Annotated in this window: 24 protein-coding genes and 1 pseudogene; 8 read left to right on the plus strand and 17 right to left on the minus strand. The window is 29.9% G+C overall.

Annotation, left to right across the window (positions count from 1 at the left end):
* The first annotated feature begins 56 nt into the window (after nt 1-56).
* From CPG45_RS17795 to CPG45_RS17190, 4 genes are read left to right on the plus strand one after another with little or no spacing between them, the layout of a single operon-like run.
* A complete protein-coding gene (locus CPG45_RS17795; protein ID WP_255405186.1) occupies nt 57-224 on the plus strand; it encodes an NFACT family protein in 168 nt (55 codons plus the stop codon).
* Nucleotides 218-883, plus strand: coding sequence for an NFACT family protein (locus CPG45_RS17800; protein WP_255405100.1), 666 nt, complete (start codon nt 218-220; stop codon nt 881-883). Before CPG45_RS17795 ends, CPG45_RS17800 begins: the two co-directional genes overlap by 7 nt.
* The gene (locus CPG45_RS17805; protein ID WP_255405101.1) at nt 867-1,073 is read left to right on the plus strand and encodes an NFACT family protein; all 207 of its coding nucleotides are present in this window, start codon (nt 867-869) and stop codon (nt 1,071-1,073) included. Before CPG45_RS17800 ends, CPG45_RS17805 begins: the two co-directional genes overlap by 17 nt.
* Nucleotides 1,000-1,593 carry an NFACT RNA binding domain-containing protein gene (locus CPG45_RS17190; protein ID WP_255405102.1) on the plus strand — a complete coding sequence of 198 codons (594 nt, stop codon included), beginning with the start codon at nt 1,000-1,002 and terminating at the stop codon, nt 1,591-1,593. Before CPG45_RS17805 ends, CPG45_RS17190 begins: the two co-directional genes overlap by 74 nt.
* A gap of 44 nt (nt 1,594-1,637) precedes the next feature.
* Here CPG45_RS17190 and thpR read toward each other — a convergent pair whose 3' ends face one another.
* The 4 genes from thpR to istA all read right to left on the minus strand — a co-directional run bounded on the left by thpR (nt 1,638) and on the right by istA (nt 5,802).
* Complete coding sequence (thpR, locus tag CPG45_RS00010) at nt 1,638-2,192, minus strand: RNA 2',3'-cyclic phosphodiesterase (RefSeq protein WP_096230062.1); 555 nt, start codon at nt 2,190-2,192, stop codon at nt 1,638-1,640.
* Nucleotides 2,193-2,311: 119 nt separating this feature from the next.
* The gene (locus tag CPG45_RS18045) at nt 2,312-2,674 is read right to left on the minus strand and encodes a GNAT family N-acetyltransferase (RefSeq protein ID WP_350354090.1); all 363 of its coding nucleotides are present in this window, start codon (nt 2,672-2,674) and stop codon (nt 2,312-2,314) included.
* 757 nt (nt 2,675-3,431) lie between these two features.
* Nucleotides 3,432-4,202 carry an IS21-like element helper ATPase IstB gene (gene istB / locus CPG45_RS00020; protein ID WP_096230063.1) on the minus strand — a complete coding sequence of 257 codons (771 nt, stop codon included), beginning with the start codon at nt 4,200-4,202 and terminating at the stop codon, nt 3,432-3,434.
* A gap of 1 nt (nt 4,203) precedes the next feature.
* A complete protein-coding gene (istA, locus tag CPG45_RS00025) occupies nt 4,204-5,802 on the minus strand; it encodes an IS21 family transposase (RefSeq protein WP_096230064.1) in 1,599 nt (532 codons plus the stop codon).
* A gap of 296 nt (nt 5,803-6,098) precedes the next feature.
* Here istA and CPG45_RS00030 point away from each other — a divergent pair, with 296 nt between their 5' ends.
* The gene (locus CPG45_RS00030; RefSeq protein ID WP_096230065.1) at nt 6,099-6,311 is read left to right on the plus strand and encodes a hypothetical protein; all 213 of its coding nucleotides are present in this window, start codon (nt 6,099-6,101) and stop codon (nt 6,309-6,311) included.
* A 1,392-nt stretch (nt 6,312-7,703) separates the two neighbouring features.
* Here the strand turns inward: CPG45_RS00030 and CPG45_RS00040 are convergent.
* Nucleotides 7,704-8,357, minus strand: a complete 654-nt coding sequence (locus CPG45_RS00040; protein ID WP_096230067.1) for a hypothetical protein — start codon at nt 8,355-8,357, stop codon at nt 7,704-7,706.
* A gap of 694 nt (nt 8,358-9,051) precedes the next feature.
* Here CPG45_RS00040 and CPG45_RS17810 point away from each other — a divergent pair.
* Nucleotides 9,052-9,174 (plus strand): hypothetical protein, encoded by a 123-nt coding sequence (locus tag CPG45_RS17810; RefSeq protein WP_255405189.1) that lies wholly within the window; start codon nt 9,052-9,054, stop codon nt 9,172-9,174.
* On the opposite strand, the pseudogene CPG45_RS00045 reads toward CPG45_RS17810, so the two are convergent.
* The 5 genes and pseudogenes from CPG45_RS00045 to CPG45_RS00065 form a co-directional block, all read right to left on the minus strand.
* Nucleotides 9,149-9,983, minus strand: a pseudogene (locus tag CPG45_RS00045) (IS3 family transposase). The gene CPG45_RS17810 and the pseudogene CPG45_RS00045 sit on opposite strands and share 26 nt — an antisense overlap.
* 459 nt (nt 9,984-10,442) lie before the next feature.
* Nucleotides 10,443-11,354, minus strand: a complete 912-nt coding sequence (gene dapA, locus CPG45_RS00050; protein ID WP_013296731.1) for a 4-hydroxy-tetrahydrodipicolinate synthase — start codon at nt 11,352-11,354, stop codon at nt 10,443-10,445.
* A 287-nt stretch (nt 11,355-11,641) separates the two neighbouring features.
* Entirely contained in the window at nt 11,642-11,788 is a 147-nt protein-coding gene (locus tag CPG45_RS16655; protein WP_157732296.1) for a hypothetical protein, read from the minus strand.
* Nucleotides 11,789-11,905: 117 nt separating this feature from the next.
* On the minus strand, nt 11,906-13,456 hold the full coding sequence (locus tag CPG45_RS00055; protein ID WP_231968887.1) for a transposase: 1,551 nt from the start codon (nt 13,454-13,456) through the stop codon (nt 11,906-11,908).
* 665 nt (nt 13,457-14,121) lie between these two features.
* On the minus strand, nt 14,122-14,829 hold the full coding sequence (locus CPG45_RS00065; RefSeq protein ID WP_096230069.1) for a hypothetical protein: 708 nt from the start codon (nt 14,827-14,829) through the stop codon (nt 14,122-14,124).
* A gap of 286 nt (nt 14,830-15,115) precedes the next feature.
* Here CPG45_RS00065 and CPG45_RS17200 point away from each other — a divergent pair, with 286 nt between their 5' ends.
* On the plus strand, nt 15,116-15,274 hold the full coding sequence (locus tag CPG45_RS17200; RefSeq protein ID WP_231968888.1) for a hypothetical protein: 159 nt from the start codon (nt 15,116-15,118) through the stop codon (nt 15,272-15,274).
* Nucleotides 15,275-15,382: 108 nt separating this feature from the next.
* Entirely contained in the window at nt 15,383-15,736 is a 354-nt protein-coding gene (locus CPG45_RS17205) for a hypothetical protein (protein ID WP_231968892.1), read from the plus strand.
* A gap of 236 nt (nt 15,737-15,972) precedes the next feature.
* Here the strand turns inward: CPG45_RS17205 and CPG45_RS00075 are convergent, their stop codons facing one another.
* The 7 genes from CPG45_RS00075 to CPG45_RS00105 all read right to left on the minus strand — a co-directional run bounded on the left by CPG45_RS00075 (nt 15,973) and on the right by CPG45_RS00105 (nt 21,574).
* Nucleotides 15,973-16,791, minus strand: coding sequence for an AsnC family protein (locus CPG45_RS00075; protein WP_096230070.1), 819 nt, complete (start codon nt 16,789-16,791; stop codon nt 15,973-15,975).
* A 445-nt stretch (nt 16,792-17,236) separates the two neighbouring features.
* Nucleotides 17,237-17,794, minus strand: a complete 558-nt coding sequence (locus tag CPG45_RS00080; RefSeq protein WP_231968893.1) for a copper amine oxidase N-terminal domain-containing protein — start codon at nt 17,792-17,794, stop codon at nt 17,237-17,239.
* Between the two features lie 58 nt (nt 17,795-17,852).
* Complete coding sequence (locus CPG45_RS00085) at nt 17,853-18,476, minus strand: VanZ family protein (RefSeq protein WP_096230072.1); 624 nt, start codon at nt 18,474-18,476, stop codon at nt 17,853-17,855.
* A gap of 119 nt (nt 18,477-18,595) precedes the next feature.
* Entirely contained in the window at nt 18,596-18,967 is a 372-nt protein-coding gene (locus CPG45_RS00090) for a hypothetical protein (RefSeq protein WP_096230073.1), read from the minus strand.
* A 95-nt stretch (nt 18,968-19,062) separates the two neighbouring features.
* On the minus strand, nt 19,063-19,371 hold the full coding sequence (locus CPG45_RS00095; protein WP_096230074.1) for a hypothetical protein: 309 nt from the start codon (nt 19,369-19,371) through the stop codon (nt 19,063-19,065).
* Nucleotides 19,361-19,867 carry a hypothetical protein gene (locus CPG45_RS00100; RefSeq protein WP_096230075.1) on the minus strand — a complete coding sequence of 169 codons (507 nt, stop codon included), beginning with the start codon at nt 19,865-19,867 and terminating at the stop codon, nt 19,361-19,363. The genes CPG45_RS00095 and CPG45_RS00100 overlap by 11 nt, the downstream gene beginning before the upstream one ends.
* A gap of 87 nt (nt 19,868-19,954) precedes the next feature.
* Nucleotides 19,955-21,574: an ATP-binding cassette domain-containing protein gene (locus CPG45_RS00105; RefSeq protein WP_096230076.1), complete on the minus strand. Its 1,620-nt coding sequence runs from the start codon at nt 21,572-21,574 to the stop codon at nt 19,955-19,957.
* Nucleotides 21,575-21,679: the final 105 nt, after the last annotated feature.

Consider the following 21,679-nt stretch of genomic DNA (forward strand, 5'->3'; position numbering starts at 1 on the left):
GAAATAAAGGTAAAAATTATAAACTTCTTTTATCAAGTAATGCAAACTATCCGAGAATATATCTTACAGATGAAAATAAAGAAAACCCAACTGTGCCTCCTATGTTTTGCATGTTATTGCGCAAATATCTCCAAGGTGGAAAATTATTAGATATTTATCAGATCCGATTTGATAGAATTGCTTTAATTGATATTGAAAGTCGTGATGAGTTTGAGACATGGTAATAAAAACATTGGTCATAGAAATTATGGGCAGACACAGCAATATTGTATTGATTGATAAAAACAGTAGAGTTATTGTTGATAGTATTAAGCGTGTATACCATGACATGAGTAAAGTACGCGAAATTTTACCAGGCTTAAAATATGACTTACCACCATCACAAAATAAAATAAATATAACTAATATTTCTAAGGATGTATTTTTTGAATCATTAAAATTACTAAAGGGTAAGAAAATCGAAAAAGCCATTTTGACTTTATTTGAAGGATTTAGCCCCGTTCTATCGAGGGAAATGACTTTTAGAAGTCAAGTAAATGACAAATATGTAGAAGAACTTACAAATAATGAAATTGAAAACTTATATTTTAATTTATCAGAGTTTAAGTTGACAATAACAAGCAATAATTTCAAGCCTTGTACCGCTTACATCGATAATAATCCTATTGAGTTTTCTTGTATAGATCTTAAACAGTATATTAATTTAAAATTTCATAAAAATGTTAATGAAGCTGCATTGACATTTTATAAAGAAAAAGCAAATGTTGAAAACATAAAAACCCGTTCGCATGATTTAAAAAAATTGATCGAAGTACATCTTGAAAGACTATACACTAAACTTGATAAACAAATGGATGAACTAAATAATGCAGAAAAAATCTGATATTTATAGATTATATGGAGAACTTATAACTGCTAATTTATATAAGCTAGATAAAAAAATTAATGAATTTAAAACAATAAATTATTATACAGGAGAGGAAATCCAAATACCTCTTGATGTTAAATACACACCTGCAGAAAACGCGCAAAGATATTTTAAAAAAATATACAAAAGCCAAAAATGCTGTTAGAATTTTAACTAAACAAATCGACGATACTAAAGAAGAAATAGAATATTTGGAGGGTCAGCTTATAAATTTAGAGCAATGTACATTGCCAACCGAAATAGATGAAATAAGGGAAGAGCTATCTGATATGGGTTATATCAGAAAAAAAGATAAAAATAAAAAGCAAAAAAAGGTTGTTTCACAGCCAATCCATGTTGTATCGTCTGATAATTTTGATATTTACATCGGCAAAAATAACGTACAAAATGATTATCTTACTTTAAGATTTGCATCTGCAAATGATATATGGCTACACACTAAAAATATTCCAGGATCACATGTAATAATTAAAAATAAAGATAGTAATATACCATATACAACTATACTTGAGGCAGCAAAACTGGCTGCCGCACACAGCAAGGCAAAGAATTCGTCAAATGTCCCTGTCGACTATACGTTTAAAAAATATGTTAAAAAACCATCTGGAGCAAAGCCAGGATTTGTAATCTATACAAATCAAAAAACATTATATGTTACACCATAAATTTTGGGGATAATTTTTTGAATTATCTCTTTTTATATATTTAATTATTTTACTTTATTTAGTAAGACATCAAATATGTTTGTATAAATTCTTTTATTATTCTCTAATTTGCTTTCCATCAAATAAATATTAGATACCATAAAACTATCGGATTTCAATTGAAATATTTTATTTATTTTATTCACATCAATATTTAACGATATATCTCTCGCTATTGTAATATGTGTCTTAAAATTTCTATCATCTTTTTTAAATCCTATTTTTAATAGATTGTCTTCGATTTTATCATGAAGAATTTTCAGCTCTTTATCATTGTCAATGCCAACCCATAAAATTCTATAACTTTCTTTACCTTTAAAACAGCCGATTTTATCTATTCTAATATTAAATGGAGAAAAACTTTTCGCCACATCCTCTGTTGCATCTTTAATTTTGTCTACATCGTCAGTATTTATTTCGCCTAAAAATTTGAGTGTTATATGTAAATTATCTTTTTTTGTCCATCTTCCCTTTAAAGTATATTTTTTAAGTTCTTCCTGTAAATTTGCAATTTCGTTAACGGCCATATCACTTAATTTAACTGCCAAAAATGCTCTCATATTATCCTCCTTTATTATATGTTATTATTTCCCTGGTAATTAATGTTTAATATAATCATCTTCAATTATGCTCATTATATACTCATTTGTGTATTTCCTTTGTTAATAAACAATTACTCTCAATAATCCATCTTTTTAAATCCACATTTTTTATAACACCTTATTACTCTTTCTTTAAAATCATAATCTCTTAATTCTATTCTATGCAAGTTTAATTCATTAAATATAAAATTAATTAATAATTGCAAAGCTTCTGTGCCATATCCATTATTGCGATATTTTTCTTCATCTATCATTATTTCTATTTCGCAGTTTCTATTTTTCCAAGCAATATTTCCAATGTATTCAGAAGTTTTATTTATAACAATCGCAAATTCACCTGATTTCTTTGGATTCTTTTTCCCATGTCTTCTAAAGTAGTATAGTGTCCTTACTCCAAGATTTATTTTACCAACATTTTTTATACCAGGTGCACAAGCAATCTAAGCATTATAATAAAATTGGTCAATGAGGTTTTCATCAGTATAGTCGTTAAAAATGCTTAATATACTCCAAAGACAAAAGTATGTTAGCTGGAAAATTGGGCGTTCCTATGTTTTGTGTATAAAAGGTCGCAAAAAGTTTCTCACTAATTTTACAAAATACATGTTTAAAATACAGTGGTGTCCAACTGTTCGAAATCTCTACCGTATACGTTCATCCATCCAAAATTAACTGGTAAACATCTTTTGCTGTAAATGATCTTTATTCTCTCTAAACATATCTTTAACCCCTTACTGCAATGTATTATATTCTAATTATACCCCTTAATGTTTTGAAATTCTATATTTTTCGACTTTTTGCAGTAGAATCATATGATGATCGACTGAAAGACTATTTTAACACATTAATTTTTCAGATGTTACCAGCTTAAAAATTGAAGATTGCGATACAAATGCAAAATGTATGGTTATGAAAAAGAAAGAGCAATCTGAAATATACGGAGAAGATCATCATTGTGAATTATTTAAGATTGGTATTGCGTTGCAACACCTATCTTTAATTATCACAATAAAGAAACAATTGCATAACTTGATTTGTCAACAAAAAGCTGTAAAATACTAAAATAAAATTGAGCCAAATAAAGCATAAGTAATGATAAAAAAGTAATTCACATTAATCAAAAATCCTGTATGCATTTGTCAAGTGAAAGATGCGCCAAATTTCAATCGAATTTTCCTCCACTTAGTGTGTAAAAAATTAAGCAATATTCTGACTCTTTATCCATTCCTCCGTTTCTTTAAGTCTATATGAATTTCCATTCATATTTACTAAATAGGCTTTATGTGTTAGTCTATCTACCATCGCTGCTGTCATCACTGGATCTTGAAATATTTCAGCCCACCTTTCAAATGATAAGTTTGTTGTTATTATCGTTGATTTTCTTCCTGCTCTTAATGATAAGTTTGTAAATAAAAGCTCAGATCCCTCTTTGTCAAAAGAGATATAGCCAAGTTCGTCTGCTATTACTAGATCGTATTTCGCAAATTTGTTTTCAAAAGTGTGTAATGTTCTTTCTGATCTACTTTCTTTTAATTGATTTATTAAAGTTGGAATTGTTGTGAATAGTACTCTATATCCTGCCAAACAAGCTTTTATGCCTAGTCCTATTGCTATATGTGTTTTGCCTGTACCTGGATTTCCTGCAAGTATTACATTTTGTCCATTCTTAATAAATTCAAGTGAACTTAATATCTTTAATTTTCTATTCGCATCATCTGGTAGATACTCTACTTTTAGGTCTTCTAGATATTTTTTGTATGGAAAATTAGCTAGTCTTATACGATTTTCTTTCGCATGTTCCTGTCTTAGATCATATTCTTTCTGGAGCAATCCGTATAAGTATTCTTCATAGCTTATATCTCTTGCTGCAGCATCTTTTGTATCTTCTCTAAAATATTTCTTTATCCCTGGTAGTTTTAAGCTTGTTGCAAATTGTTCTATTTCTTTTGATATTTCTTTTTTATTCATTTTAAATGACGGCCTCCTCTTTGAAATTTTCGGCCTCTTTAGGTATTAAATTGCCGAATTCTTTCAGCATTTCTTTTGATTTATCTTCTATTTCATTATTTGTTTTTGTCTTTTCTATATATTCATCAACCTTTCTTTCGCATATTATTTTTATTTTATCTGTTGTAATATCAATTGGATCTATTTTTCTCAATTTCTCAATAGCATCAAGTATTTTTTGCATACCTACTATACCTACATATTGCAAGAGATCTATGAATTCTTTCTCCCTGGTGGTATAATAGGTATGGTAGATATTTTGCAACCTTGGGTCTGCCTGTTTAAGCGCTGTGCTTGAAGGCAGGGCCCCAGGTTTTTTCTTTAGTGTATTCAAGTAGTGCTCTATTTTTATTGACCATTCGTTAAATCCGTATATTCGCTCATGTTCGGCAATTTTTACATTGTCATAATAGCAAAGTATTTTATGCGAATATATTTTTGTAAATATGATTTTACCGACATAAGCATCCGGTACAGAATAATGACATGAGTCTATAACTATTGTTGAATATTTATCTGCCCGCAAGTCTTCACATCTTGCTGCATCAAATGGTGGTAATTGCGGCAGCAAATACGGTCTCTCTTCTTCAAGTATCTCTGCAGGTGACTTATTGTCTTTTAAATGATTTTTTGTATTATTCAGCTTTTTACATACTTCATAAAGATAGTTATTAGCTTCTTCCAATGAGTCAAAGTAGTCTTTATTAGAAAATGCCTTTCTTCTTATAAATTCTACGCTTCTTTCAACGTGTCCTTTTTCATTGCCTCGATATGTATTGCAAAATCTAAATTTAAAGCAGTAATATATTGATAGTTTTAAAAGTCCTTTTGTTGGTTCTTTTTCACTCCTTCCTACAAATTTTTTAACCATAACTTTTGCATTGTCATATACTACAGTATGATAAACGCCTTTTATATCTTCAAAGAATGATACATGTGCTTCTTGAAAGCATGAAGTATCTTGTTTTGGAAAAAGTTTTGCAAATCTGTAATTGCCTTTGGCACTTGTAAATACCGCCATCTGAAATGTTTTTAACTCGCTTTTTATAAATAATTTGACTTCACCCCAGTCGAATTCACACACATCTCCAAGTTGATATTCCGCCTTTATATATGCTTCTTTTTGCTCATTTAATATCTTATTTATTGCTTGGCAAACGGATGTATAACCTATGTCATAGCCTTCTTCTCTTAAGGCATTATATATATCAATTTTCTTTTTTTGTTGTTTGGACTGTCCTAAATACCTTTTTTGCTCATTTTCTCTAAGATAAAATTTTATGCGATTTATCACTTCCTCAGTTAACTTTATCTTATGCCTGTTTTCAATGTTGTACTTAGGTTTTTCAACTATATCATCAATAATCTCTTGAATATCTGTATTTACATCTATTTTCCATTCATTTATCAAGTCCCTTCTCTTTTCTTCATATTTTTTAATATATTTTCTAATAACTTTTCTATCAATACCAGTTTCTCTAGATATCTGTCTTTGAGATTTACCATCTCTTATATATGATAATATTATTTCCTGTTTGTCTTTCAAAGAAATCAACTCCATCACTCCCTCATGTATTTTATTACATGAGAGAAATTTTATCTTAAAGTGGGGGATTTTTCAACTGAAATACTGGGGTACTTTTAGTGTAACATAGACACTGTATTATAGAATTGGAAAAAATATGATACAGGATGTTGAAAGGAATGATTGATGTGGACCAATATCAGTATATCAGATAGAAGAATATGACTTTAAAGGAGGAGAATCTACCATAAGACAACTAGTACGTGAAATCAAAAACAAGAAAAAGAAGCATATAGTCCAGAGTTGATTACGAAAAAGCAATGCAGGTAGATTTGGGACAAGTAGTTTTTAAAATAAACAGGAAAGAAATAAAAGCCCATCTATTCTGTGCTAGACTATCTGCTAGTTGTGCTCCATTTGTAATAGCATATCCGATGAAAAGAAAAGATGCTTTTTTAGACGGTCATATAAAGGAATTTGAGTTTTTTGGGCAGAATGCCAAAAAGGCTGATATACGACAATCTCAAAACAGCTTTAAAAGATAGCTGGGAAAATACGTAAGTGATGAACAAACAGATTTCAAAGCATTAAAAACCTATTATGCTTTTGAAAGTATATACTGTAATAGAGGTCAATGCCATGAAAAGGGCCTTGTAAAAGGATTAGTAAGATTTATGCGGAGAAACGTAAAATATCAAGAACTCCTGAAAGATACATTTGGTGTAGGCATAACAATCATCTCCTATTACGTAAAATCCCTTTTTTGCTTCACTTTCAAATAAAATAACAGTACTATTTTCTAAATTTCTAATGGCTTAATATTATTGTTATTAATAAAATTTTTATCTGAATCTCTTATAGAGGTTTAGTTGATAAAATACGTCTTGAGCATCTCGTAAACATAAATATTAACAATATCAAAACTATCATTGTTCTGAAATATTTATACATACTTAACCTCCATAATTATATACAGCAAATGAAATTGTTTTGTAATTAATAACATAGCATCGCTTTTTTCGGAAATGCTGGTGCTACACTTTAGTAAAAGCAAATAAAACTCCTAAAGCAGCAAATAAAATTGAATACATGGGCTTTAGAAAAATAAAATGAATGGACAAAATTCCTGTTATATTCAAAAATATAAATATAGCATATATTATGAAAGCAAATATGATAGGATAATTAAGTATTTGCACTATTCTTTTAGGTAAGTTAATTTTAAATAAATAAATAAGTAGTATAGTAATAAAAGCCGCCGTAAAAAAATAAAAAAAAGGAATTGAAATATATTCATACATTATATCAAAAAATCGATTTATAGTTTTATAATATAATGTTTTCTCATAATATCTCATGTATACTAAACTCAGCAAAGCTATTAGAGCAAAAACTCCTTCATGTGACACTCTTCTTTGCATACTTTAAATCCCCCTTTTAATTATTTAGATAAATTTATATTATATATTATTATCGCTGGCAATATTTAAGATATAAAATGCAGCTACGAGGAGTAAATAATCCATAATATATGCTTCATAGGTTAAGTGTGAACTTCATATTTTAAATATTTTTATACCAAGTAATTCATATTTTCCTACTTTTAGTTTAGCAATCCTTTATTTTTCTTTGCTAAATTTTTATTTTCTGTTGACATTTTATACCAGAATTTTTACTCCTCATAGTTTATGGAATTGTTTCTCTTAACTAATTGTCAACATTTTTTATCTCACTGAATCTACATAATATTTAGTATATAGTAAATTCTTGTATTATCGGCTTTCTTCATATGACTTTTAATTCATTAAAACATTAATACCTGAGTAATTTCCTTATTACATTGCGGACGTTTGTTATAGCTAAATCTTCAAGTTGTGATATTTTTTATAAATATTGGACATAGTTTTTTAGTTTGAAACTTTGACAACTATATACTTCTAAGGATTAGTAAGGTCAAATTCAACGCTCACATCCCTGTATGCTGTCATACCATAAACGTAAATTCTACAGTCTAATATTGAATATGGTGGTACATCAGATCTATAAGCTCCCGGGGTCGAATCTGTTGAATAATGCCATGAATCAGAAGTAGGATAAAACTTACCACCTAGCCCTGCTCCAGGATTGCGCCAATATACTACTCTATTTCCTGCATAGTACATACCTTGAGGTGTAGTAGAACCAAATACAGCATATATAGAAACAGTATTGTTTAACGCATTTGCTGAATATGATAATCCAGTGGTTAAAATAATATCATCATTTTTTGTAGTAGATCCATCAATTATACTAGAAAGCGTCTGATTCAAATATTTTCCTAAATGTATATTTGCTGATTTTTGTACTATTTCCCCATTCATATTATTTAAACTAGAACTAAAAGCTGATATTTTTGAATTGTCAATCTTTGATGTAGTTAGTTTAATTTCTGATTCTGGGATTTCCCATTTCCAAACATGACCTGTTTCTGAATCAGAAATTTTAACGATTATTTTATTATTATCTGAATTATTTGCTGCAAAGGCAAAACTGAATGATGAAACTGAAAGAAGCGCTACAACAAGAACCAATGAAACAACCTTTTTTAACATTTCTAAACATCTCCCTTTTATAGTTAGTAACACTATCTCGGTACCAAAACAGCATACTAACTACATTTTTATTAAACATCGAATGGCCATTCATCTGTTTGACTACATTATAAACTATATTCCATCTTTTGGGAAGTTCCGAAATTCGGCACATTTTTGAAGTTATTCACCTCACTAATTTACTCCTCATAAATATATAACACATTAAAATTGAATTTGTTACAGATTTCTATAAATTTTTTATTTTTTCATTAAAATAAAAATCGTAAATTCAATTTATGCCAAATTTAAGCACATACGCCCATTTTGGATCTGCAGATTAGAGAACGAAAAAGCATTTTTTAGCTTCTAATTTTCTCTCATTGCAAAATAAAAAAAATAAGGACAGATTATTTTCTGTCCTTATTTTGTAAGTTACATTTGTCAACAGCTTATTATAGATATGCACTATATCTAATTACCTTGAGCAGCATCTACTGTTATAACACCATCTTTATAATCGACTTTATATCCAAACGCTTCACTTATAAACCTTAGGTGTATTATAATGCCCCCATCTGTCAAGACAATTTTTTTAAAAATCTAAGTTAGATTTTCTTACCTCCTTTATTTAGATAATTTTATATAAAATGTAAGTTAGATACATAAACTGAAGTTGTTCGAGTCTATAGCCTTATTACAATAGATGCATACCATGTTAAACAGCTATAAACATATCATAGTAACCACTGATGCACCAAGACATGGAATGAGAAGTTCATCACAGGGAACATGTGATAAATGCTACAGATTTAGCCAGCTTGTACAAGAATATTAGATTTTCCGTAGTAATATTCAGCAGGTGTTCTATTCCCTAATGACTGATGTGGTCTCCTGTTGTTGTAGTATTCAATATATTCTTGTGTTATTTTTCTTAGCTGATGCCCGGTTTCACAGTCTTCTAGGTAAAGCTTCTCCCACCTTGATTAGGATGATCAATGTTTAGTCCTTTTAATAAGTATGGATATAGGTATTTGCTATGCAGTCTCTTACTAAGATTTGGTCCAGGGCAAAATCCGTGTATGCTCATCTCCCGCATGTAACGGCGAGTCCTTTTACGGTTTAATGATTCCATAATCCCTCATTAGTATAGTTGTCATTCTACGATAGCCATATTCGGGATGGGCTGTATAGACCTCATCAATGATACGCTTAATCGTGTATTCCTCATCGCTTGTTGGCACAGGCTTGTAATAAAGACTTGTGCGATTAATGCTTAAGAGCTCAGCCTGTCTGCTAATACTAAGCTTTTTATCACCCCTATCAATCATTTTCATGCGTTCCTCACGAGATTTAGAATTGGCCAGATTTTTTTTTAAGCCAGGCATTCTCATAAGAGAGTTGCCCTATTTGTTTCAACAATTCCTCCTTCTCCTTTTCATATGATTTTTTGACCTTTTCTAACTCGTCGGTTTCTTTGCTAAATACCTTTGCTGCATTATTGACAAATTCTGCTTTCCAGCGACTAATCATATTCGGATGTATTTCATATTCAGCAGCGATTTCATTAAGCGTTTTTTCTTCTCGCAATACCTCTAATACAATTTTTGCTTTTTGTTCTGGTGTAAAATTTCTTCTCTTATTCATAACTATATTCTAACTTATTTTTGACTTTTTGTCTGTCTAGTTTTCTGGTATCATTATATTATATATATATTATGGTCTATAGTTTTTCAAATTTTCGATAACTTTCATAAAATAATATTATTTAAATCCAGCATATAATAATTTTTAAATCATTGTTTGTTGTAACTCAAGATTCAATGATAAGAAGCATAATATACTGGATTTTTCTAGTATATTTCTCTTATTTTATAATCTATCACACGAGTTAAATTAAGTTTTATTAAAAATAGAATGCCATTATTTATTAATAATTTTATCTGTAAGCTTTGCACATTTATTGCCATAAGCTATTTATGTGATCGAATTTCATAATTAACTTTCTTATCAAAATATATCAACATATTGTCGTTTATTTATAGTTATAACACTATATGTTGTTCAATTGCATTCGATTTTTGAATTATACAATTTCCTCATGTATTAAAAATCATAAAATTTACGCAACTCTGACTTTATAAGTTCTTTAATGTCATCATTTATATCTACTAAGGGCAATCTTACTTTACCTCCTAAATTTAGACCTAATATATCCAATGCTGCTTTGATTGGTGCAGGATTAGGAGCTTTAAACATACTCTTTTGAAGTGTACATATGTCAAATTGAATTTTTCTTGCACCTATTATATCTCCAGCTTTATATTTATTTATCATCTCTTTTATTTTTTTACCAACAACATGACCTGTTGCAGCAACTGCACCATTTCCTCCCAGGCATAGGTTTATAAATATATTAGTATCTTCACCTGTCAAGATAGAAAATTCTTTTTTTAATTCATTCCGACATATCCTTATCATCTCGGAAGTATTTGTAATGTCGTTAAAACAATCTTTTATACCAATTACATTGTCAATATTTGCTACCTTAATAATTGTATCAATACTCATATTAACTGCTGTCCTAGATGGTATATTATAAATCATGATTGGTAAATTTGTATGTTGGGCTACCGCCTTAAAAAATTGATAAATACCTTCCTGATCTGGTCTAATATAATATGGAACAACTATTAACAGACCATCGGCTCCAATATTTTCAGCATATTTAGTCAAACTTATTGTTTCATCCAAGTTTGCACCTCCAGCACCAACAAAAATAGGTACTCTTTTATTAGCTCGTTTTACTGCTCTTTCTATAACTAACTCCTTTTCAAGATGTGATAATGATGTCGATTCCCCAGTTGTTCCAATTGGAATTATTGCATCTGCGCATTGTTCTTCTATCAAATAATCCACCAATTTATCAAACTTTTCAAAATCAACTTTACTCAAATCATCAGTAAATGGTGTAATGCATGGAATAACTAAGCCTTCCAACTTATGAGTATTATTCAATTACTACACACTCCTCTTTAATTTTAAGTTAATATATTATTAAAATTTAGTTCACCGTTAAAAGAAAAATATTAGTATGTAAACCATCACCCATTTTTTAACATAAAGCATAAATCATAATGGATTACCTTATTAAAATTTAAGATCACACTAACTTATTATGCTAAATAAATATAATTTGATCCTATTACAAAGTTTATATTGCTATATTTTAAATTCCTTTTCTTCAATATTAGGAGATTACTCTATATAAAATATTGTAATGCTTCTCTATACGCAGAATTTAATTAGTATTTTGTAAAGCCGACACAGTTATAGCCTTTCTGTTGTGCCTCAGCATTATAATTAACATCATTAATATTTATGCAAACTTCTTTGCATGTACTTACAGTAATATTCATATTTTTAGCTATTAATTTTGATTTGAGTGTCATAAGAAGCATTTTTTTAAGCTACTAATGATAACTTTGCCTGATTTTTACCTGATTTTGTAAAAGTAAATCTGATTTTTATATTTTTATACAAAGTTGCAGCCATCTCCGCTGCCATTTTCAGTATTTTTTTGCATTTATGGCTCCTATTTTGAATGAAAACCAGATTTTTGAGCGCACTAATCCCCTTACAGGTATCACATCTACATAATATTTGCGCCTTAGTATTGATGGAATACCCTCCACTCCATTTCTTATCTTTTGAAGTACACTGTATTCTTCTGTTGACATCTTTTTCAAATAGCTTGCTCTTTGTATTGTTTTTGCTGTTATCAGTACATATGCCGATTTCTTTTGTAGCTTCGCTCCACATTTTTCTCTTAGTGGACAATGTTCACATGTTTTTTTATTGAAGGATGCTCTATATAATCCTGTTTTTTCATAGTATCTTGTTTTGTATGGTTTTTCTCCTCTTGGGCATTTGATTATTTCATGGGTCGTTTCATCTAATTCAAATTCGCTTTGTATTTCATCTGGCAATTTCCCTATAAGAGCTGTTGTTATTAGTTCGATATTGTTTTTATCTGCAAGTTCTATGTTTTCAATGCTGCTGTAAGCTCCATCTGCTATTATTGTTATTTCTTTTTCTTGTTTCCCTAGCTTTTCTATTGTTTCTTTGCAAAAGCTGCTATCGCTGTGTGTGTTTACATCATAGTCATAGCTGGTTATTATGGAGCCTTTTTCGTCTATTGTTTCTACTATGTTAGCTACATAGCCTTTATGGTCTTTTCCTGCTTTTTTGCGATATGTTGCATCTGGGTCGCTTGGGTTTTGAAGACTATCAGGGCTTATTTTTTCTTTTTCTACTGGTACTATCTTGCCTTCTTCTGTTATTTCTGTTTGTTCTTTTAGTACACGCTGTAATAGCTGATATTCTGGTAATTCAGCGTATGCTTCTCCTAATTCTTTTATTAGTGTATAGGCATCTTCAATTATTTCTTGAAGTCTTTTTGTTATTTCTTCGTTTTTTCTATGATAGATTGTTTTGTTTCTGTCGTCTTCATCTAGGTAGTGTTCCATGTTTTTGAGGTGTTGATATTCTCCTGTTTTGTATACTGCCTTGACCATATTTGCTACGCATGTGTATAGTATTTCTAATCTGGACATTTTTTTGCAACTGGATGATACCATGATGCTGTCCATTCTTTTTACTGATGGATTTATATCAAAGTATTTTACAAATACGTTTGCCATGGCTTCCATTTCTTCATGAAGAAGGTCTCTTCCTGTTTCTAGATTGTAAAGATATAGCCTTTCACGAAAACGGCTAAAAGTCCTATCACTGAAAGGTTGACTTTTGAAGCTTGTAGTGTGAAGAGCGTATTGGAAACGAACATCACATAAGATGCTTGCTAATAGTTCATCATCTGTAAGATTAAACATTTCTTTTAGTATTAGGGCTCCGATTATTGCGTTTACAGGACTGTTTGGACGAGAAGCGGGATTGTCACTGTACAATACGGAAAAGCGTTTTTCATTGATTGCTGGAAATATGATTTCAGCAAAGCCTTTTGCCCATGAGTTTAAAACAAACTTTCTTGTTCTTTCATCCAAGTTTAAGAATCTATCATCCATTGTGATTTGTTGATATTCGTTTGATTTGAATGCCATGGCTACGTATCGCTCCTTCTATTTCTTTTTGTTTATATTTCTATTTTACCATATTTTTAGTTTATCATGGATGAAAAATACTTTTGACACCTTAATCAATGTTTATATTCACTAATTTAGTTTATTATTACTTTTTTATTAAACGAAATTATTATTTGTTGCTAATATCAAAAATAGCCCACCCTTTATACTGCTTGCCTTTTATTTTGCAACATTAAGGGCAGGCTACTCACCAACAATCAATTTTTAGGGGGCTGTTTAACAAAAAAAGCAAAAACCGTATCAGCTACTAATTTCTCCATTACCAGCAACATAATCATTTGAAAGTATGGGAATGAGCATATTCTCGTTTCTTTCAAATAGGATTCCAGTCCAAACACTGAAATACCGATACTAAACATAAGGATTAACTGGATTACATTAAACATCCTCTTATTCATTTTATATCTCAAAAGATTAAAAGCACTGGAAGCACTAATACCCACTGTTTCATTATGAAAAGCTACATATACTGACAAGCAAATGACTGAAATCAAAATAGAATTTGGAATTTTATACTTAAAGCTTGCAAAAAATAGCGTTATAAGTAAAACAGTATACAATGTTAGAAAAATCTTATACTTCAACATCTTATGATTTAGCATTGTTCTTCACCATTTTCATTATTAATATGCCACATCAATCCATCCATTATTAGGTGCAGCATCACGAGAATCGATATAATTAGCTATTGCATCTCCGGGGTCTATAGCAGCTTGAATAATAGTGGTTGTTATATTATAAGTCAGTGACAACACCAAACTTTTTTCCATTCCCCACCTAATTAGTGTATTTACAATTTTACTTACAACTTGCTGTTCAATAATGCTTCTGGCTTCATTATAACCATATTTTGCAATTAGCGTACGAATACAAGCTTCTACGCTCCCTCCTCCATAAAACGATAGCACCACCCAAATTACAGCATTAAAAATTGCACCTGCCGTTCCAACACTTATTATGTGGTGAATGGAACTTCCGGAAGTAGCCATGGAATATCCAGAAGTAGTTACATAACCAGATATTGTTCTTTCCGGTTCATTTTGATTGTCTTTATCTGCCAATATATCTTCTACAATTTTAATGTTTTCGGTAGTATTAAAAGATTTTCCACCGCTTTTAATTAACGCTGCTTGAACAACGGAATCGTAATATTTGCGTTCAGCAACAGTCATTTTAGACACATCGAAATTCTTGTTCAAAATACTCTTCTGAAGTGATTCGTAATTTGATGTCAAATCTTTTGAAATAGCTGTAGAAGCAAAAACAGAACTCAAACTTAAAACCGAAAGAAGTGCTAAAACCAAAAGAAATGAAATAATTTTTTGAAACATTTACCAACATCTCCCTTTATATTATTGAGTATTCTCGGCAACTTCTGTTGCCTGATATAACTGAATTTCAGGAAACATATTTTAAATTTATCCCCCAAAATTTCGTTCTGAAATCATTTTTCGATTTCCAATTCATTTACATCTTTATTTACATTGTGAGAATTTTTTCTTTGTTTTTCCCTTCATTTAACATATATGGTTGCATTCTATCTTGACTTTTTTAAATCGCCCCAATAACCGAAATGGATGGTGTTTTTAGCATACTACTTGTTATTGAGGTGATTTTATGTTGGGCGCATGGCGTTCGCATTCTGATTATCAGTCTTTCCTTGTTGAAAATATTCGACCCATTTATGCTTCAGATAAAAATCGTGTTCTTCAATTTTCTGAAGCTTTATCTAAACTCTATAATTTAGATCTTGATGTTCTTGAACCTGTGTTGTAACCTTATTACTCTAATACTGGTTCTCCAACCAAAAACCAGCCTAAAGTTTTTCGGTCTTTTGTGCTTATGTCTATGCTTAAGTGCCACAGTATTACTAAATGGGTTTACATGCTTCATCATGATGATCTTTTGTGTTACATGATTGGCGTATCCCCTGATAATATTCCTGGTGTTGGCACTCATTATGACTTGATTAACAGGTTTTGGCTTGAGGATCCTGATATTGAAAAAGACCGACAGGTTTCTCTCCATCCTTTTAAACGTAAACCACGTAAAAAACTTGCTAAAAATCAGAAGCTTCCACCACGCCACCCTGGTATTATACAGAAATTTGTTGATTTGGCTTTACAGGGTGAAAATTTTGAATCAAGACCTGAGAAGCTTTTTCAACAAATTTTTGCCTATGTTGCTGTTAGGCCTTCCGCCGAAGCCGGTATCCTCGGTGATACTGAAAAACTTTAATTAATTTCATAGATTAAATTTTCTTTAATTTTTGAATTATCTCCTGAATACTACCGAAACCTTTTAGTTAGTAACACTATCTCGGTACCAAAACAGCATACTAACTACATTTTTATTAAACATCGAATGGCCATTCATCTGTTTGACTACATTATAACTCCAAGCCCAACATTTGGGAAGTTCCGAAATTCGGCACATTTTTTATAAATTAGGTGCCGAATTCCGGCACATCATTACTATAATATATTGCCATGTGTGTCTATGATGCCTATGTTTATGGCTGCCATTATTATTTTTATATCATTGTCTGCATCAAATAATATGCCTAATTTATTTAGATGATTTCTCAATGCTCTGTCAGATATGCCTACTTCGTCCATTACTGCTTTCCTTACACCATTTCGGACTAATGATGATAGGATAAGTTTATCAGTGTCATTGATCTCTTCTTCTACGAAAGACATATTTTCACATCTATACGATATACATTTTTCAAGGTAAATTGCTATGTTTTTTAGAGTAAAGCTCTGCTCTTTTATGCTGGGAATCTTTATGCGGGATATATCAAGGTATGCAACTATTTCTTTGCTATAATGATCTGTAATAGGCATTGCAGTGCAATACCAGTTCTTAAACAAATCGCAATAATGGTCTTTTCCGTATAACTGTGCAAGGCTTTTGTATTCCATGGCTATGTCGACTGCATTTGTTCCACTGTCTTCAAGCCTTAAACTTATGCCTTCTCTAAATTGCAGTTTTTTGAAATCTTCATTTAATTGGTCATTAGCTATAATTTCAATCACATAACCGTCTTTATCACATAGAATAAAGAAATAGCCTTCTTCAATAAGCACTTTATACCTATAGCATTGTTTTAAAAAGTTGTTTAACAGTAATATTAAAAAGTTATTATCTCTTTTCTTTTTTAACAATGCATCATCATCGATTGTTCTATCAAATGAGTTTTTGTCAGGATTGATATTTAAAAGCAATGATTCCCCATAAGACACAGTCAGCTTACCATTTCCTCTTTTTATAAATGCGTCATTGTTCATCAATATCACTCCATACTTTTATCTTTCCGTAAATCATTAAGCATAATTTTTATTCTTTTAATACCAATGGGCGTCACTCGAAATGCCGTCATCCGCAAAACTAGTGGTTGAAAGTGATGTCATAATTATTATTATCAGCACAAAAATAGACAAGAATTTTTTAAACACACTATCACCTCACTAATTTTTTCCTTTCATAAATATAAAACAACTTACACTGGATTTCGTTACAGTTTTTTATAAAATTTTTTATCAATTTCAGTATATAAAAATTCACTTGAATATTGTCAATTTGAGAACGAAAATATCATTTTTAGGAACGAAAAAGCATTTTTAGCTCTTAATTTTTCTTCAATTGCAAGACAAAAAAATAAGGATAGATTATTTTCTGTCCTTATTTTGTAAGTTACATTTGTCAACAGCCTATTATAGATATACACTATATTTAATTACCTTGAACAGCATCTACTGTTATAATACCATCCTTAAAATCGACTTTATATCCAAACGCTTCACTTATAAACCTTAGTGGAATATATGTGCAATTATCGACTAATCTCACCTTCACCGGAAGTTCATTGATCTTATCATTTATTTTTGCTACCTTTGACCCTATTGTCAACTCTACAGTCGTACTGCCTTTTTCTACTGTTATTGTTTGACTGCCATTATGCCAATTCACTGTTGCACCTAATTTTTCAAAAAATTCACGGGCCGGTACTAATGTAATGCCGTCTATTAAAGTAAATGGCTCCTTAGTAAATTTTATCTCTTGCCCGTTTATCTTGATTTTCGGAACATAAGGAAAATGTATTACAGTGCCTCCACCTGAATCTTTATAAATGATTATGCCATTGTCCATTTCTTGAGAATATCCTGCTGGAAGGACAGTTTCTTTGGTTACAGATTTTCCATCATCTTGTATGGCATAAGCGATGGAGCCTGTACATACAACAGCAAAAATAGCAACAAACAAAATACGTTTAAGAAAAACAAATTTCATTCTCACACCAACTCCTCTTTAATCACATTATCCAAACCAGCCCATGTAAAGGCAAATATTATATACTTCTAGAATTCTCTCTTATTAAAACTTTATGAATATGATCCCACACTCCTTTCACCTTTTCATTTGGCGGTATGCTTTTAATATAAAGCCAAGAAAGTATACAAAATAAACAGTAACCTAATAATACTCCTAAGGCATTCAGTATTACATCGTTAATATCAACCCTTCTGGCAACATAACCAGATAAATAAAATATGTTTTCTAAAAACTGTAAAAGCTCTATCGAAATAGAAAATAAGAACCCTTTCCAAATAACTGATTTCAGATCGACATTACTTATAAACGGCAGTACAAAACCAAAAGGAATGGTAATTAGTACATTTCCCCATCCTTGTACTGAATTAAGATAAAAATATGTCAATTCACGAAACGGAATAAAGTTTAAACCATTTTTCCAATCAACTCCATCTTTAATCAAGTCATTGTGTTGGAACAATCGAATGGGAAATAAAGTATAGTGAGCTACAGAGAGCAAATATATGAAAAATATCGAAAGACATAATATATATCCAATACTGCGTTGTTTCTTTCTCCACATATAAAAAATTAGCCATCCATATATTAAAACTATCACCGGCATGATAGTTTTAATGTCTATCATTATACCTAATCCCAATTACAACAACTCCTCACAATACCTAAATTAGTCTATTTAAACTGTATAGATACGTCATTGTTCATTGTCACATATTTTGCTAAAATTATTGCAATTTTAGAGTATTAAAAAATATATAATTATTTAGTAAACTCCGATTTATTCTTCCTGACATAATTAATAATCATATAAAAAACAACCATTACAGCAATACAGTAAAATGCCAAAAAATACTGCTGATTTATAATTAAATATGCTATAGCCATTAAATAGTAAATAATCAATATTGCATAAAGATATAATGCTAAAAAATATCCATATTTCCTTTTCTTTAATAGCCCAATTGAAGATATAATAAATATAGCTCCAAATATAATACCAATAAAATAAAAATTTGTGCTTAGTATGACATTACTGCCAATTTTAAAGTTTGCTCCTTCAAACATCCTTATAATTGAGTCTAATATATACAAGGCCCCTTGTAACATAACTAATATTGCCACAACATTCACTCTATCGCCACCCGATAATTTATATCTTTAATTAACAATTTTATTAATAAATAGAAATTTTATATTAAACTGGACATAATCAATTCTTTTTTGCTTTATCTTTTTGATAAACCTAAAAAACCTCTAAATTCGTTTCTTAAATCTTCTTCCTGCATTACTTTAAATTTTAAATTTTTTTCATCATATTCTAATACCATTACCTTGCCAAAAGAGCCCGAATTTATATCAGGATCCATTATTAATATACGATTATTACCAATATTTACTATGGCAATATTGTGACTTGCATATCCATTATTATTGGGGACATATTGTACGCTACTTGTTCGATTGCCCAAAACTAATACCAACAATAAAACAATTATTATTAACATAAAAGTATTAGTAATTTTCTTACTTTCCATAGTGTTTTAATACCTCCTCATTGTATTCTCTATTAATTTGATTTGTAATATCATTCAAGTTATTATCATATAATGTCCAATTCATAGATATCGAATTAGTATTCTCAATCATCTCGTTTAGCTTAAAATCTTTTAAATAAAATTCATCACCTCTATTGATATTGACCTCATAATTTCGATTATCATATTTGCCAACAATTTTGGCTATTTCCCCTCTGTAATTTATACCATATAAAATCAAATGATTCTCTTTCTCAATTTTGATAATACAATCATTATTAAGATTTGTCCCATACCCAAATGATTCAATTTTATATTTATTGTATATTCCCTTTTTTAAAATAGCATATCCAGCAAATTTAAATTTAACTTTTGGTATGCTATAAGAGAAAAGTGTGAATTTAACATTATCTATTGTTATAGTTTTTCCTACATTTATTGAATTCTTTACGATATATTCGGAAGAACTTAAAGTTTCGTGAAAATCATGTTGCATCGCAGATCTTTCCCAATTATTGCTATCTTCTCAGCTTCTGTATTATTGTCAAAGTATAAGTAAAAAAAGTAGAAAAATACAGCACATTTATTTAGCATCCAGATCATACACCTTATTAAATGTCTCAATACCAACTTTTTTATGTGTTGCACAAATTACAATGCTATCTTCAAAGTACTCATCCAATATTTGGGCGAAGAGCGTGTCAGTTTGTTTATCTAAAGATGCTGTTATTTCATCAAATAAAACAATTGGTGCCTTATTAACAATAGCTCTTGCTATTAATATTTTCTGCTTTTCTCCTCCGGAAAACTTTGCCCCGAAATCTCCCGGTGTTTTATTTAATAAATCCTCCTCATTAGTTACCAAAGAATTCAAATTTAATTTTTTAACTAATTTTTTTACTTCTTCTATAGGATAACTTTCCTTTGGATAAATCATATTTTCATAGATTGAACGGTCAAAGAGATTAGCAGACTGAGAATAATAACGTATTTCGTTAAAATCTAGATTACTTTTCTTATTCCAGATTATTTCTCCTTGGTAATTAGTCAAAAGACCTGCTATTAATTTAAGCAATGTTGATTTTCCAGAACCATTCTTTCCTATAATTGCAATCTTATCTTTATTGTTAATGCTTAGGTTAATATTTTTAATAACAGGTTTATCATTATAAGAAAAAGACAGATTTACCAATTGAATACAAGGTGCTTTATCATCTGATATTTCTTTAAAATTACGAAAACTTGTTTTGTCACTTTTCCCATACTCTAACATTTCTAAAGCGACTTTGATTCTATCCTTGTATTCAAGTAACGACAAGAATGCTTTTCCAAAGCTACTCAGATTAAAAGCTGAGTAAATTAGTATTAAAAGAAACGATATATCAGCCACAGAATTTTTTTTGAAATATGCTTTCATAATTAACAGCATAAGAGTTATCACTGTCAAAATGACCTGTTGTAATAGATGTGAATTATCAATTTTCTTTTGAAGATTATAATATGATGCTTTTTCATCATCAAGCAATTTATCATAAATCGAATTTTCTAGACCAAAAGATTTATTTGTAATAATAGTATCTATATTTTTATAATAATCTATTGTATACGCGTTAATTTTTGAACTTGACCTTAATACTTCTTTTATGCCCTTTTTATTCTCTTTTGACAGTAAGCATGACATAAGAAAAAATATTAAATAAGACACAGCATACGAAACAGATAAAATTGTGCTGTAACTATATAATAAAACCGTGTAAATAATGATCATTACAAAAGATTTTATGATAACTTGTATGATTTCATACTGTATATTACGTACTGAGCGCGATATTTCTGATATTAAATTTTGTATATTCCCAACTTCTTTATTAATAAAATATGAATAATTCTTCTCTTTATTCCGTTCCCATATTAATTGTTTCGTATATTTTCTGATGCACTGTAGGAAATAATTATTTGGATAGTTCATCATCGACGTTGACATAAAGGTTACAAATGTCAACAATAAATATATATAATTTAGTTTATATTTACCTTCAACTGTGGATTCATATATCCGTGGCAAAAAATAAGGCTGTAAGGAAAATAGTGAATAGTACAATAACATGACCATGCAATAAAGCAGTATCTTAATAATTCCAATTTTTTTAAACAAATCTTTTATATATATATTTAGTACATTCATTTTTTTATCATATGACACTTGCCATCATATCCTTTCTGTAATTTTCCGTATTTTAGAAAGACACTGCAGATTATTGATTTTGCCAATTGAGTGACCAATTTACTATTTATTCCTTTAAATTTA

Source organism: Thermoanaerobacterium sp. RBIITD (genome assembly GCF_900205865.1).
Lineage (GTDB): Bacteria > Bacillota > Thermoanaerobacteria > Thermoanaerobacterales > Thermoanaerobacteraceae > Thermoanaerobacterium.